Annotated in this window: 16 protein-coding genes; 8 read left to right on the forward strand and 8 right to left on the reverse strand. The window is 70.1% G+C overall.

Going from position 1 to position 13290, the window contains the following annotated elements; translation table 11 throughout:
* Positions 1 to 14 precede the first annotated feature (14 nt).
* Both ACYVBN_RS05315 and ACYVBN_RS05320 read left to right on the forward strand, forming a co-directional pair.
* Positions 15 to 344 (forward strand): lycopene cyclase domain-containing protein, encoded by a 330-nt coding sequence (locus ACYVBN_RS05315; RefSeq protein WP_460599594.1) that lies wholly within the window; start codon positions 15 to 17, stop codon positions 342 to 344.
* On the forward strand, positions 341 to 682 hold the full coding sequence (locus ACYVBN_RS05320) for a hypothetical protein (protein WP_440283476.1): 342 nt from the start codon (positions 341 to 343) through the stop codon (positions 680 to 682). Before ACYVBN_RS05315 ends, ACYVBN_RS05320 begins: the two co-directional genes overlap by 4 nt.
* Here ACYVBN_RS05320 and ACYVBN_RS05325 read toward each other — a convergent pair.
* Genes ACYVBN_RS05325 through ACYVBN_RS05340 form a run of 4 tightly spaced genes read right to left on the reverse strand, consistent with a single transcriptional unit; the run spans position 621 to position 3982 of the window.
* Positions 621 to 1520 carry a phytoene/squalene synthase family protein gene (locus ACYVBN_RS05325; protein WP_460599595.1) on the reverse strand — a complete coding sequence of 300 codons (900 nt, stop codon included), beginning with the start codon at positions 1518 to 1520 and terminating at the stop codon, positions 621 to 623. The genes ACYVBN_RS05320 and ACYVBN_RS05325 overlap by 62 nt on opposite strands.
* Positions 1517 to 2287, reverse strand: coding sequence for a phytoene desaturase family protein (locus ACYVBN_RS05330; RefSeq protein ID WP_460599596.1), 771 nt, complete (start codon positions 2285 to 2287; stop codon positions 1517 to 1519). Before ACYVBN_RS05330 ends, ACYVBN_RS05325 begins: the two co-directional genes overlap by 4 nt.
* Entirely contained in the window at positions 2223 to 2846 is a 624-nt protein-coding gene (locus ACYVBN_RS05335) for a phytoene desaturase family protein (RefSeq protein ID WP_460599597.1), read from the reverse strand. The genes ACYVBN_RS05330 and ACYVBN_RS05335 overlap by 65 nt, the downstream gene beginning before the upstream one ends.
* A gap of 56 nt (positions 2847 to 2902) precedes the next feature.
* Positions 2903 to 3982 (reverse strand): polyprenyl synthetase family protein, encoded by a 1080-nt coding sequence (locus ACYVBN_RS05340; protein ID WP_460599598.1) that lies wholly within the window; start codon positions 3980 to 3982, stop codon positions 2903 to 2905.
* 67 nt (positions 3983 to 4049) lie between these two features.
* On the opposite strand from ACYVBN_RS05340, the gene ACYVBN_RS05345 reads away from it, so the two are divergent.
* The 3 genes from ACYVBN_RS05345 (at position 4050) to ACYVBN_RS05355 (ending at position 6188) form a co-directional block, all read left to right on the forward strand.
* A complete protein-coding gene (locus ACYVBN_RS05345; RefSeq protein ID WP_440281454.1) occupies positions 4050 to 4955 on the forward strand; it encodes a methylenetetrahydrofolate reductase in 906 nt (301 codons plus the stop codon).
* Between the two features lie 95 nt (positions 4956 to 5050).
* Positions 5051 to 5494 (forward strand): SAV_6107 family HEPN domain-containing protein, encoded by a 444-nt coding sequence (locus tag ACYVBN_RS05350; protein ID WP_460599599.1) that lies wholly within the window; start codon positions 5051 to 5053, stop codon positions 5492 to 5494.
* Positions 5495 to 5792: 298 nt separating this feature from the next.
* A complete protein-coding gene (locus ACYVBN_RS05355) occupies positions 5793 to 6188 on the forward strand; it encodes a DUF3040 domain-containing protein (RefSeq protein ID WP_460599600.1) in 396 nt (131 codons plus the stop codon).
* A 45-nt stretch (positions 6189 to 6233) separates the two neighbouring features.
* Here ACYVBN_RS05355 and ACYVBN_RS05360 read toward each other — a convergent pair whose 3' ends face one another.
* On the reverse strand, positions 6234 to 6713 hold the full coding sequence (locus ACYVBN_RS05360; protein WP_460599601.1) for a DUF456 domain-containing protein: 480 nt from the start codon (positions 6711 to 6713) through the stop codon (positions 6234 to 6236).
* 115 nt (positions 6714 to 6828) lie between these two features.
* Positions 6829 to 7050, reverse strand: coding sequence for a DUF7455 domain-containing protein (locus tag ACYVBN_RS05365; protein ID WP_325547692.1), 222 nt, complete (start codon positions 7048 to 7050; stop codon positions 6829 to 6831).
* 293 nt (positions 7051 to 7343) lie between these two features.
* On the opposite strand from ACYVBN_RS05365, the gene ACYVBN_RS05370 reads away from it, so the two are divergent.
* From ACYVBN_RS05370 to ACYVBN_RS05380, 3 genes are read left to right on the forward strand one after another with little or no spacing between them, the layout of a single operon-like run.
* Complete coding sequence (locus ACYVBN_RS05370; protein ID WP_460599602.1) at positions 7344 to 9467, forward strand: DNA gyrase/topoisomerase IV subunit B; 2124 nt, start codon at positions 7344 to 7346, stop codon at positions 9465 to 9467.
* Positions 9460 to 10743 carry a hydroxyacid-oxoacid transhydrogenase gene (locus tag ACYVBN_RS05375; RefSeq protein WP_460599603.1) on the forward strand — a complete coding sequence of 428 codons (1284 nt, stop codon included), beginning with the start codon at positions 9460 to 9462 and terminating at the stop codon, positions 10741 to 10743. The genes ACYVBN_RS05370 and ACYVBN_RS05375 overlap by 8 nt, the downstream gene beginning before the upstream one ends.
* Positions 10744 to 10777: 34 nt before the next feature.
* Positions 10778 to 11176, forward strand: coding sequence for an MmcQ/YjbR family DNA-binding protein (locus ACYVBN_RS05380; protein ID WP_460599604.1), 399 nt, complete (start codon positions 10778 to 10780; stop codon positions 11174 to 11176).
* Positions 11177 to 11182: 6 nt separating this feature from the next.
* On the opposite strand, the gene ACYVBN_RS05385 is transcribed toward ACYVBN_RS05380, so the two are convergent.
* Both ACYVBN_RS05385 and xdhC read right to left on the reverse strand, forming a co-directional pair.
* Positions 11183 to 12472 (reverse strand): amidohydrolase family protein, encoded by a 1290-nt coding sequence (locus ACYVBN_RS05385; RefSeq protein ID WP_460599605.1) that lies wholly within the window; start codon positions 12470 to 12472, stop codon positions 11183 to 11185.
* Positions 12469 to 13290: a xanthine dehydrogenase accessory protein XdhC gene (gene xdhC, locus ACYVBN_RS05390; RefSeq protein ID WP_460599606.1), complete on the reverse strand. Its 822-nt coding sequence runs from the start codon at positions 13288 to 13290 to the stop codon at positions 12469 to 12471. The genes ACYVBN_RS05385 and xdhC overlap by 4 nt, the downstream gene beginning before the upstream one ends.

Here is a 13290-nt window from a genome sequence, read left to right on the forward strand (position 1 = left end):
CCTCCGGTCCTCCCGTGACACACCTGGCGTATGCCGCGGTGCTGGTGGGTTGTCTGGTGCTGACGGCGCCCCTGGTGCCGGTCCTGAGGTTGCGGCGGATGCACCGGTGGCGGCGGCTGCTGACCGCGATCGTCTGTGCGGCAACGCCTTTCGTGATCTGGGACCTGTGGGCCACCCATGCCGGGCAATGGCATTTCGACAGCGGTCAGGTGGTGGACGTGCGGTTGCTCGGGTTGCCGCTGGAGGAGTGGGCGTTCTTCCTCGTCATACCGTTCGCGGGCATCGCGAGTTACGAAGCGGTCGGTGCGTTGCTCCGTCGACGCCGTTCGCCGGACGGCCGATGAGTTACACCGTGCTGGCGGTGATCGCGGTGCCCGCCGCGCTGCTGGTCGACCTGGTCATCGTGCGCACCCGGGTGGTGCTCACGCTGCAGTGGTGGCTGGCCTACGCGATCGTCCTGGCCGGACAGTTCGCGGTCAACGGGTGGCTGACCGGGCGGCGCATCGTGACGTATGACGGGTCGGCGATCCTGGGCTCGAATCATCAACGGTTCGTGGGGGATTGGCGGCTCTGCTACGCACCGGTCGAGGACCTGGGCTTCGGTTTCGCCCTGGTGCTGCTCACGATCGTGTCGTGGCGATGGTGGACCGCCAGGGACTCCCGCCCGTCAGCGACCGACTGAGCACGAGGGCGCGCCGGCCGGCCGGGACGACGGCACGTCCCTGGCAGACCTCGAGCCCCCGGCGTTCGATCTCCCGCAGGATCTCCCCGTAGAGGCCGAAGGCGGCACGTAGGCACGGCCGCACGACCGGGTCCACCTCGGTCAGCCCGGGCTCGGCGGCGGCATACAGTGAACGGGCCCGGGCGATCTCGAGACCGACCAGCCGGCGCAGCGCCGGGCTGCTGCGGCCGGTCGCCACACAGTCGCCGACCTCCTGCTCGGTGCCGCCGCACGCCCGAAGATCCTCCAGCGGCAGGTAGATCCGGCCGCGCTGCCAGTCCTCGGCGATGTCCCGGACGAAGTTGGTCAACTGGAAGGCCTCGCCGAGTGCCGCGGCGTGCGGCAGGCCCGCGGCGCTCGCGCCCAGCACCGGCGCCGTCATCTCGCCGATGGCCGCGGCGCTGCCTCGCATGTAGCTGCGCAGGTCGGCCCAGGTGGGATAGCGCGACGTGGTCAGGTCGCGGCGCATGGAGTCGAAGAACTCCTCGAAGAGCCGGGCCGGTATGCCGTGGACGGTCACCGTATGACGCACGGCGATGAGCACCGGGTCGCTCGGAGCGGTCCGGTCGGTCACCGCAGCGAGCACGGCAGATCGCCACTGCGACAAGGCAACCGCCGGGTCGCTGCCGACCTCCGGGGCGTCGACGAGATCGTCGCTGCGCCGGGCGACGGCATACAGCGCCCAGATGTGCGGCCGCCGGCCGACGGGCAGCAGGCTGGTCGCGCGGTAGAAGGAGGTGCCGTGCCGGGCGTTGATGTCCCGGCACGTGGCGTATGCCGCGGCCAGTTGGTTGCTCACCCCAGCACCCGCTGGGCCGCCAGCCGACCGCTGATCAACACCATGGGCACCCCCACGCCCGGCGTGGTGCCCGACCCGGCCAGGGCGAGGCCGGGACCGATCCGGTTCGGTTGCCGGAACGGCCCGCTCTGCCGGAAGGTGTGCGCGCTGGAGAATGGTGTGCCCCAAGGCATTCCGCGATCTGTCCAGTCGGCGGGAGTGATGAAGTGCTCACCGATCAGGTCGGTGACCGGGTAGCCGGCCCGCTCGAGTCGGCGCAGCACGTGATCGCGGTACGGCGTCCGCAGACGCTGCCAGTCGATGGCGGCGCCGTGCCCGTGCCGGGCGGGTGCGGGAAAGAGCGCATAGACCACGTCTCCTCCCGGGGGTGCCAGCGATGGGTCGGTGCGCGTCGGCACCGAGACCAGGAAGCTGAGGTCGCGCATCACGCGGCCGTCGGTGACGTCGTCGAGCGAGCCCCGCACCGAGGCCCCGAAGTGCAGGTGATGGTGTCCGGCGCCCGGCAGTCCGGCCGGCACTCCGGCCGCGAGCAGCACGCAGCTGGGTGACGGGGTGGCGGCCGGCCGGATGGGTGACGGATCGGCCAACAGTGCTGCGGCGTGGTCGGGTTCGCAGGTGAGAACGACGGCATCGGCACGGTGGGTCGCGTGGTCGGTGTGTACCTCGTAACCGCCCGCCGCGGCCCGGACGGCCTGCACCGTTTCACCGAGCCGGAGCCGGACGTCGTGTGCGGCGGCCGCGTGCACGGTGCGGGGCCACCCCGACATACAACGACTGGAAGCTGAACGCCTGCCGCAACCGTTCGTCGTGGAAGAACGACCCGACCAGTCGGTCCATCCTGCCGAGCCCGCGGAGCGCGACCAATCGCCCGAGGGCCGGGCGGGCCAGCGAGTGCACGCCGTCCACGTTGCGGTCGATGAAGTGCGGGAACTCCACGTCGTACAGCCGTTGGACGTGCCGGACGAAGCGGTCGTAGCCGGTGGCGTCCCGTTCGCCGGCGAAGTCGGCGACCACCCGGTGCATGCGGTCGACGTCGGTGTGCATCGGCAGGGTGCTGCCGTCGGGGAAGTGCGCGACGTATGCCGGGTCGATGTCCCGCAGCGTCAGGTGGTCGGTCATCGTTTCCCCGACGGCGGCGAACACTGCTGCGAGCTGGTCGGTTTCGGTCAGCACGGTAGGCCCCAGGTCGAGCCGGTAGCCGTCGACGGTGCCGTCCGGGCAGCGGCCGCCGGGGGAGGGCTGTTGTTCGATCAGGGTCACGTCCACGCCGGCGCCACGCAGATGCAGCGCGGCGGACAGGCCGGCGAGCCCGGCACCGACCACCACCGCGCTTCGCGGGGACCCCGACCTCGTTGCCGTGGACGGCGTCCGGGGCCCGCGGATCACGACGAGCGTGCCGTGGAGATGTCGATCAGGTCGATCAGTGCGGCGCGACCGTCGTCGGTGAGGTGTGCGGAGTCGAGGGCGGTGCGTGCGGCGTCGGCGCATGCTGCGATCAGCTTCTCGGTCTGGTCCACCGCGCCGGTGCGGATGCACTGCTCGCGCAGCCAGGCGAGATCCTCGGTGGTGATCCGCGGATCGCCGAAAACGGCTCGGAAGCGTTGCACGTCCTCGGTGTTCATGTCCTGGAGTGCATACGCGATCAGGACCGTACGCTTGCCCTCCCGCAGGTCGTCACCGGCCGGCTTGCCGGTCTGGTCCGGGTCGCCGAAAACGCCCAGCAGGTCGTCGCGCAACTGGAACGCCTCGCCGAGCGCCAGTCCGTAATCGGACAGGGCCGCCAGGGTGACTTCGTCGGTGCCCGCACACGTTGCGCCGATCAGCAGCGGGTGCTCGACGGTGTATTTCGCGCTCTTGAAACGAATCACCTTGCGAGCGCGTTCGATCCGATCCTCGGTGGAGACCCCGTCCCAGGTCTGCGCCGCCTCGACGACATCGAGGTACTGCCCACCCATCAGCTGGGTGCGCATGGTGTCCAGCACGCGCCGGCCACGGGCGAGTTCGGCGGCCGGCAGGCCGCTGGTCGAGTAGATCTCGTCGGTCCAGTTCAGGCACAGGTCACCGGCCAGGATGGCGCCTGCCTCGCCGAACCGGGTGGGATCGCCGGCCAGTCCGCGCCGGCGGTGGACCTCGGCCAGCCGCCGATGCGCCGCGGGCATGCCGCGGCGCACGTCGGAGTCGTCCATCACGTCGTCGTGGAGCAGCGCGGCGGCCTGGAAGACCTCCAGGGACATCGCCGCGCGCACCAGTGCGTCGCTGTCGCCGCCGCCCACGGCGCGGTAACCCCAGTAGAAGAAGCCGGCGCGCAGCCGCTTGCCGCCGCTGAGCAGCGCGAACACGGCCTCCAGCAGGTCGGCCATGTCCGGCCCCAGTGGGGCGAGGATCCCGGCCTGGGTCCGGCGCTCCGCATCGAGCGCGCGCTGGACGCGTGCCCGTAGGTCGTCAAGGTCGGCGGTGGGCAAGAGATTGTCCTTCCGAATGGTGATCGAGTCGAGCGTAGTCGGCGTACCAGTCCGTAGGCTGAGCGGCATGACCATGCGCCACGACAAGTCCGGGCGTCCGATCCCCGAGTTGCTGGCACAGGACGGCCCGAGCTTCAGCTTCGAGTTCATGCCGCCGCGCAGCGAGCGTGCCGAGGCGGTGCTCTGGAACTCCGTGCGCCGCTTGGAGCAGTTGCACCCGACGTTCGTCTCGGTGACGTATGGCGCGGGCGGCTCGACCCGCGACCGCACCGTGCGCATCACCGGCCGGATCGAGCAGGAGACGACGCTGCGCACGATGGCGCACCTGACCTGCGTCGGGTCCTCGGTCGCCGAGTTGCGTCGTGTGGTGGGGGAGTATGCCGCCGTCGGCATCGCCAACGTCCTGGCGCTGCGCGGTGACCCGCCGGGTGGGCCTGCCGCACCGTGGATCGCCCACCCCGAGGGCCTGGACCATGCCGACAAGCTGGTGTCGCTGGTGCGCTCGCTGGGCGACTTCACCGTCGGCGTCGCGGCCTTCCCGGACAAGCACCCGGAGTCGGCCTCGTTGGCGGAGGAGGCCGACACCCTCGTGCGCAAGGCGGACGCCGGCGCCGCGTTCGCCATCACCCAGATGGTCACCGACGTGGACGCCTACTTGCGGCTGCGCGACCTGGTGGCCGGCCGCGGTTGCGAGCTGCCGATCATCCCCGGGCTGCTGCCGGTGACCGCCGTCGGCCAGCTGCAGCGGCTGACCGAGCTCAACGGGCAGCCGCTGGCCGCCGACGTCGTCTCGCGCATCGGTGCCGCCGGTGACGACGTGGCCGCCGTGCGCCGCGAGGGCATCGCGATCTGCACCGAGCACTCGGAGCGGTTGCTGCGGGAGGGTGCTCCGGGCCTGCACTTCATGACGATGAACAAGTCGACCGCGACGCTGGAGGTCTTCGCCAACCTGCGGCAGAACAGCCTGGTCTGAACCGGGGGGCGCGGCCCAGGGGCCCTGTCGGTGCCCGCGACTAGTGTCACTACATCGAACAAAAGTTCGATGACAGCGATCCGCGAGGAGGCCGCATGCGCCCGCCAGCCCACTCCCTTCCGCCCACGCCGGTCGCCGGGACGGTGCTCGACCTGGTCGACCGCACCCGGGTCGGCCTGTTGCAGGCCTGTCATGCCGACACGGCCGACGAGCGCTACCGGCTGGCACACCTGTCGGCCCTGCGAGCGGCCGCCGCGGTGCTGGCGGCCGATGCGCGGCGGACCCCGGGATCCCGGCCGCGCAACGTCTGGACGGTGCTGCCGACGGTGGCGCCCGAGTTGGCCGAGTGGGCGCAGTTCTTCGAGGGCTCCGCCCGGCGGCGCTCGCAGCTGGAACGCGGCGTCCTCGTGATCTCCACCCGCGAGGCCGACGATCTTGTGCGGCAGGTCGAGACCTTCCTGGAGCTGGTCCTGGCGCACCTGGGGCTGCCGATGTGCGAGTCATTCACCGCCTGCGTCGCTCCGACCGGTGCCGGCTGACCGGCCGGTGGTCCGCCCGCCGGGTGACAACTCGGTAATTGTTGCGGACTCCGGCACCGTTTCCGGGCCGCTTTGTCTAGGCTGGCGCGAAGACAACCGATCCAGCGTGCTGATCCGACCGTGCGGACGGGTTCCGTCGTGGCTCCTGCGGTCTCGTCGATCGTTTTCGATCGCCGGCCCATGGGGCAACTACCGCTAGGTAGCGCGGCGAACTATCCTTGAGGTTGAGATCAGTCGGGGATCAGCCGGCGGGCTCGGTCACCGCGTGGTGGCGACCGAAGAACATTGGGAGGTCAACGTGCCGCTATCGGAGCACGAGCAGCGCCTACTCGACCAAATGGAGCAGGCGCTCAAGGTGGAGGACCCCAAGTTTGCGTCGCACATGGTCGCCCATCCGGGTCGTCGCCGCTTCCGGCGCCGCGTCGCGATCGGCGTCTGCGGTGTGGTCGTGGGGCTGGCACTGGTCATCGTCGGTATGACGATCGCCCAGATCTGGCTCGGTGTCATCGGCTTCGCGGTCATGGTCGCGGCCGGCGCCTATGCCTTCAAGCCCGGCCATGCGCGCGAGTTCGGCACCGTCCAGGAGGACGGCTCGGTCAGTGCTCGTCCCAAACCGCCGTCGCGCAGCGCCGGCACGTTCATGCAGCGACTCGAGGAGCGCTGGGAACGCCGCCGCGGTCAAGGCGGCTGGTGACCGCTGCTGACCGGCAGCTGACCCGTGCACGGCACGGTCGCGGTCTCAGCTGAGCAGGACCCCGGCCACCCAGATCCACGACACCAGCACGGCGGCGGCCAGTTCGATGCCGATGCTGGTCAGCACCGCGCGTACCGTAGCCTTGGTCGCCGCCCGGGCCCGTGCGGCATCCCGCAGCCGTAGCTGCTCGGCGGCGAACACCCCGGCCGGGAAGCCGACGAACAGCCCTACGTAGGGGATGACGAAGAAGCCGATCACCGCGCCGACAAGGCCCGCGAACTTCGCGACGCCGGGCACGCCGACCGCCTTCAACCGCCGGTTCGGGACCAGGAACTGCACCACCCAGCCGATGGCGGCCACGACGACACCACAGCCGAAGACCGCCCAGGACGTGCCCGTGTCGACCTCCCAGGCCCACAGCAGGACGCCCGCGAGGCACAGCAGCAGGCCGGGAAGCACGGGGACGACCAGCCCCAGGATGCCCAGCGTGATCATCGCACCGGCCACGAGGGTCACCGCGTCCACGGGACGAACCTATGCGACCGGCCGGGCGTCATACACCCGGGACGGCATACGAGAACGGCGCACCACAGGGTGCGCCGTTCTCGCAGGAGTAGGGGTGAAGCTCACACGTCGATCATCACACTTCGATCGTGGACTCGCTGTGCAGCCGGTCGGTCTCATCAATCACTTCGTCAGCGATCTCGCGCAGCTTGTCCAAGTGCTCCCGGCCGTGGTGGGCGCAAAAGAGCAGATCCTGGTCGGAGCTGAGGCGGGCACGGATGAAAGCTTGGGCGCCGCAGCGGTCGCAGCGATCGGATGCGGTCAGGGTGGGAGCAACTGCTGTAGTCACGGTAATCATCCTCTCGTTGCGGGTCCTCCCGGTCACCCGGGGGTTTCCGTCGTCGAAGTACTCAACAGTCAATCATGCGAAGGGATTCCCGGCGAAACTTATCCACGGCGTGTGGCGTCCTTCACAATCTTGTGACCTGCGCGGATCCGGTGGCGGCAGCGCATGCCCCGGCGCCGGCGGGGCGGTGGGTGCGTGGTGTCCGCAGTGCGCCTTCGTGGGTTCGTCGGTGCCGGGGGTTAATCTGCCTGCGAGCAAGACCGCCCGGGCGATCGGGCGGCATACCAGCCAGGAGAGCGCCAGTCGTGACCGCAAGTCCGTCCACCACGTCCACGAGCGAATACACCGCACGGCACCTGCAGGTGCTCGAGGGTCTGGAGGCGGTCCGCAAACGGCCCGGCATGTACATCGGTTCGACCGACGGCCGCGGCCTGATGCACTGCGTGTGGGAGATCATCGACAACGCGGTCGACGAGGCACTCGCCGACCGCGGCGACCACGTGCTGGTCACCCTGTATGCCGACGGCTCGGTCGGCGTCGCCGACCGCGGTGCGGGCATCCCGGTCGACATCGAGCCGCGTACCGGGCTGTCCGGTGTCGAGGTGGTCTTCACCAAGCTGCACGCCGGTGGCAAGTTCGGCGGCGGGTCGTATGCCGCTTCCGGCGGCCTGCACGGCGTCGGCGCGTCGGTGGTCAACGCCGTCTCGGCCCGGCTGGACGTCGAGGTGGACCGCGGCGGCAAGACCTACGCGATGAGCTTCCGGCGCGGGGAGCCGGGTGTGTTCAAGGACCCGAAGTCGGGTCCGAGCCCCGACTCTCCGTTCGAGCCGTTCACCGCCGGCAGCGAGCTGCGGGTGGTCGGCAAGGTCAAGCGCGGTGTCACCGGCACTCGGATCCGCTACTGGGCCGACCCGCAGATCTTCCTGCGGGACGCGGAGTTCGATGTCGAGCGACTGATCGGCCGCGCGCGGCAGACGTCCTTCCTGGTGCCTGGCCTGGAGCTGGTCGTGCGCGACGAGCGCGGCCTGCCCGGCACGCCGGGCGAGGGCGAACCGGTCGAGGAGGTGTTCCGCCACGAAGGAGGCATCTCCGAGTTCACCGAGTTCCTGGCCCCCGACCCGGCGGTGACCGACATCTGGCGCCTGCAGGGCGAGTCGACCTTCACCGAGACCGTGCCGGTGCTGGACGCGCAGGGCCACATGACGCCCACGGAGGTGGAGCGAAGCTGCGGCGTGGACATCGCGCTGCGCTGGGGGACCGGCTACGACCAGCGGATGCGTTCCTTCGTCAACGTCATCGACACCCCCAAGGGCGGCACGCACGTCGCCGGCTTCGAGCAGGCACTGCTGAAGGTCTTCCGCAAGCAGCTGGAGACCAACGCCCGCCGCCTCAAGGTCGGCAACGACAAGGTCGACAAGGACGACATCCTCGCGGGCATGACCGCGGTGATCACGGTGCGGCTCGCCGAGCCGCAGTTCGAGGGGCAGACCAAGGAGGTCCTCGGCACGTCGGCGGTCCGGCAGATCGTCAGCAAGATCGTCGAGCGGGAGCTGACCGCGCTGCTGACCTCGAGCAAGCGCGATCTCAAGACGCAGTCGAGCCAGCTGCAGGAGAAGGTCGTCGCCGAGATGAAGGCGCGCATCCACGCCCGCGTTCAGAAGGAGACACTGCGTCGCAAGAGTGCGCTGGAGTCCTCGTCGCTGCCGGGGAAGCTGAAGGACTGCCGGTCCGGCGACAACGACCGCACCGAGCTGTTCATCGTCGAGGGTGACAGCGCGCTCGGCACCGGTATGGCGGCCCGCAACTCGGAGTTCCAGGCGCTGTTGCCGATCCGCGGCAAGATCCTCAACGTCCAGAAGGCGTCGGTCGGGGACATGCTCAAGAACGCCGAGTGCGCCGCGATCATCCAGGTGGTCGGCGCAGGCTCGGGGCGCACCTTCGACCTGGACATGGCGCGCTACGGCAAGGTCATCCTGATGACCGACGCCGACGTCGACGGGGCGCACATCCGCACCCTGTTGCTGACGCTGTTCTTCCGCTACATGCGTCCGCTGGTCGAGGCGGGCCGGGTCTTCGCGGCCGTCCCGCCGCTGCACCGGATCGAGACCACCGCACAGGGCCGTGCCAAGGGCGAGGTCGTCTACACCTACTCCGAGCAGCAGATGCGGCAGGTGATGGCGCAGTTCGCCAAGAAGGGGCGCAACGTCAAGCAGCCCCAGCGCTACAAGGGCCTCGGCGAGATGGATGCCTCGCAACTCGCCGAGACGACGATGGATCCACGCCACCGCACCCTGCGCCGGGTCACCCTCAAGGACGCCGAGAACTCCGAGCGGGTCTTCGAGTTGCTGATGGGCAGCGACGTCGCCCCGCGCAAGGACTTCATCGTCGACTCCGCACGCGAACTCGACCGCGAGCGCATCGATGCCTAGCGACGCTGCGGAGACCATCTTCACCTGGGGTGCGCCGCCGTTGAAGTTCGGTGTGGGGGCGAGCGACGAGATCGGCTACGACCTGCGGCAGTACGGCGTGTCGCGAGTGTTGGTCGTCACCGACCCGGGTGTTGCCGCCAGCGGTGTTGCCGACCGCATCGTCGATGCCCTGCGCCGCTACGACGTCGTCGCCGAGATCTTCGACGGTGTCCACGTCGAGCCGACCGACGACTCGATGCACCAGGCGATCGAGTACGCCGCGGCCCAGGGCCCCTGGGACGGCTTCGTCGCCGTGGGCGGTGGTTCGTCCATCGACACCGCCAAGGCGGTCAACCTGCTGACGACCTTCCCGGGTGAACTCGGCGACTACCTGAACGCTCCGGTGGGCCGGGCCCAGGTGCCACCGGGCGCGCTGAAGCCGCTGATCGCGGTGCCGACGACGGCGGGCACGGGTTCGGAGAGCACCGCCATGTGCGTGCTCGACGTGCTGTCGATGAAGGTCAAGACCGGCATCAGTCACTGGCGGCTGCGTCCGACGATGGCGGTGGTCGATCCGGCGCTGACCATGACGCTGCCGTCGGAGGTGACCGCCTCGGCCGGGATGGACATCGTCTGCCATGCCGCCGAATCGTTCACCGCGAAGCCGTTCTCGTCATACGGCAAGAAGCGGCCGGAGGAGCGGGTGACCTACTGCGGGTCCAACCCGGTGTCCGATGTGTGGTGCGAGCGTGCGCTGACGCTGCTGGCCGGCGCCTTCCGGCGCGCGGTCTCCCACGGCGCCGACGACCAGCAGGCACGGATCGACATGATGCAGGCAGCGACGTTCGCGGGGATGGGTTTCGGCAACGCGGGCGTACACATCCCGCACGCGAACGCCTACCCGATCGCCGGGCAGGTCAAGGACTTCCGGCCGGCCGGTTATCCGGGCGACGAGCCGATGGTGCCGCACGGCATGGCCGTCTCGCTGACCGCGCCGGAGGCCTTCCGTTTCTCCTTCGACGCGGCGCCGGAGCGGCATCTGCGTGTTGCCCGGCTACTGGGGCCGGACGTGCCCGAGCAGGCCGACCCGCGGGAGCAGCTGCCGACGGTGCTGGTCCGGTTGATGCGCGACATCGGGATCCCGAACGGCATCGGAGCGGTCGGCTTCACCGAGTCCGACGTGCCGGACCTCGTGCCGGGCGTGCTGCAGCAGCAGCGGCTGTTGAGCACCTGCCCGAAGGAGCCGACCGAGGACGACATCGCCGGCATCCTCACCCGGTCGATCGCGAACTGGTGACGCTTCCCGCACCGCGCGCGTAACGTCACCGGGTATGGCGACCTGGGACGACGTACGACGGATCGTGGCGAATCTGCCCGAGGTGGAGCTGCGCCCGGCCTGGGGCAACACCATGTGGCGGGTCAAGGGGAAGGGATTCGTGTGGGAGCGCCCGCTGGGAGCCAAGGATCGCGCCGATCTCGGTGACGAGGCGCCCGACGGGGAGATCCTCGCCGCACGGGTGCCGGACGAGGGCGTGAAACACGCTCTGATCGCTGATGATCCGAGTGTCTACTTCACCATCCCGCATTTCGACGGTTATCCCTCGGTGCTGGTGCGCCTGGCGCGCATCCCGGTCGACGAACTCACCGAACTCGTCGTGGAGGCATGGCTGGACCGGGCGCCCAAGAAGCTCGCCGCGGCATACCTCCAGGAGCACCCGATCACGGGTTGACCGCAATCACTCGGGGTGTTTGACCTGCGCCCCGTCGACCCAGACCTGCGCGATGTCGGCCGGGGTCCCGAGCGCGAAGATCTTCGCCAGGGCGTCCTCGGCACCCGCGGCATGCCGGATGCCGACACCGAGCGGCGAATGGTGGTGCGGCGCCACGAGGACCGCGTCGAACCGCTTGCCGATGCTCAAGTCGCCCACCTGCTCCCGCAGCCCGAGCGCGTCGGCGCCCGCCGCCGTGATCAGGTGCAGCAGGTGCGCCGGTGTCAGCGCCACGCCGTCCCCACCGAGCAGACTCTGCAGGAAGTAGGCCTGCAGGCCCTCCTTGAGCAGTGAGAAGCCGGTGCCGCCGCCCACGTCGGTGCCCATCGCCACGCGCACCCCGTGCCGCAGGTGCGCGGCGAGCGGGAACATGCCGCTGCCGAGGGAGGCGTTGCTGGTGGGGCAGTGCGCCACCGACGCCCGGCCCGCCGCCAGCATGCGCAGCTCCGCCTCGGTCGGGTGCACGTTGTGCGCCAGCACGGTGCGTGCGCCGAGCAGACCATGGTCCTGATAGGTCGCCACGTAACTCGAGCCGCCGAAGAGCCTTGCCACCTCGGCGACCTCGGTGACGTTCTCGTTGACGTGCGAGGTGCACCACGCATCGTCGATGTCCTTGTATGCAGCCCCGCAGGCGTCGAGCATCGCCGCGGTGCACGAGTAGGAGAAGCGCGGCGTGACGGCATACCGGATGCGGTCGTGACCCTGCCAGCGCGCGGCGAGCCGGACGGACTCGTCGTAGGCGCGCTCGGGCGTGGTGAGCAGGTCCTCGCGCAACAGCCGGTCGGAGACGACCAGACCGGAGGTCACCCGCAGCCCACGGTGGTGGACGCTGCGGAACAGCGCGTCGACGGCACCGGCGAAGTGTGAGCCGAAGACGAGCGCCGACGTGGTCCCGGCGTCGACCAGGCCGTGCACGAACTCGTCGGCGATCCGGGCGGCGTAGGACCGGTCGTGCAGTTTCGCCTCCTCCGGCAGCGCCGAGTGCTCGAGCCAGTCGAGCAACGGCTTGCCGAGGCCGCCGATCGCCCGGATCTGCGGGTAGTGCACGTGCGTGTCGACGAAGCCGGGCAGCAGCACCCCGTCGCGCAGGTCGACGACCTCGTCGGACGGCGACGCGGCACGTACGGTGTCGAAGCTGCCCCGCGCGGTGATCAGCCCGTCGGTCACGGCGAGCGCGATGTCCGATGCGGCGCGCAGCGTCCCCCCGGTGAACGGGTCGGCCGGCGTGTCCAGCACGGTGGCGCGGTAGACGGTCATCGGGGCACCACCGGACTGGCGAGGTCGGCGAAGCGGCCGACCAGGTCGGCGGCCACGCTCAGCGCGATGGTCGCCGGTGCCTTGCCGGGCAGGTCGGGCAGGCCGATGGGGGTGGTGATCCGCGCCAGCGCGCTCTCGTCGTGACCCTCCTCGGTGAGCCGGCGGCGGAAGCGGGCCCACTTCGCCGACGACCCGATCAGGCCGATGCTGCACAAGTGCGCGCACCGCAGGGCCGCATCGCAGATCGCGATGTCCTCGGCGTGATCGTGGGTCATCACCAGCACGTGGCTGCCGGCGGGCACCTCACCGAGGACGACCTCGGGCACCGGCGCCGGGTGCGGTATGACGGACGCGACCGAGTCGTCGAGCACCGCCAGGCGCTCAGCGGACAGGTGCGCCGGCCGGGAGTCGACCAGATGCAGCTCGACCTCGTGGCGGGCCAGGATGCGTGCCAGCTCGAGCCCGACGTGGCCGACTCCGAAGATGGCAACCGATGGCCGCACGGGCAACGGTTCCAGCAGGATCCGCACCTCGCCGCCACAGCACTGCACGCCGTGCTCGGCAGGCGCCTTGTCGCTCAGCGAGAGCTGCAGCTCCTGTGGCGCGGACGGCGTGCCGGACTGCAGGGCATCCCGGGCGCGGGAGACCGCAGTCTCCTCGAGGTTGCCACCGCCGATGGTGTCGAAGACCGCGTCGGCGGTGACGACCATCTTGGCGCCGGCAGCGCGGGGGGCGTGTCCGCGCACGTCGACGAGAGTCACCAGGACGGCGGCGCGCCGCTGCCGCCGCAGGAGGCCGATGGCGTCATACCAGTTCAC

It is taken from the genome of Flexivirga lutea, assembly GCF_054778955.1.

Bases quoted from the DNA above. Each gene is read 5' to 3' on its own strand.
- ACYVBN_RS05385 (WP_460599605.1), bottom strand. From the start codon at position 12,472: ATGACCGTCTACCGCGCCACCGTGCTGGACACGCCGGCCGACCCGTTC.
- ACYVBN_RS05350 (WP_460599599.1), top strand. From the start codon at position 5,051: ATGCGCCCGCCAGCCCACTCCCTTCCGCCCACGCCGGTCGCCGGGACG.
- ACYVBN_RS05380 (WP_460599604.1), top strand. From the start codon at position 10,778: ATGGCGACCTGGGACGACGTACGACGGATCGTGGCGAATCTGCCCGAG.
- ACYVBN_RS05320 (WP_440283476.1), top strand. From the start codon at position 341: ATGAGTTACACCGTGCTGGCGGTGATCGCGGTGCCCGCCGCGCTGCTG.
- ACYVBN_RS05365 (WP_325547692.1), bottom strand. From the start codon at position 7,050: ATGATTACCGTGACTACAGCAGTTGCTCCCACCCTGACCGCATCCGAT.
- ACYVBN_RS05345 (WP_440281454.1), top strand. From the start codon at position 4,050: ATGACCATGCGCCACGACAAGTCCGGGCGTCCGATCCCCGAGTTGCTG.
- ACYVBN_RS05330 (WP_460599596.1), bottom strand. From the start codon at position 2,287: ATGTCGGGGTGGCCCCGCACCGTGCACGCGGCCGCCGCACACGACGTC.
- ACYVBN_RS05375 (WP_460599603.1), top strand. From the start codon at position 9,460: ATGCCTAGCGACGCTGCGGAGACCATCTTCACCTGGGGTGCGCCGCCG.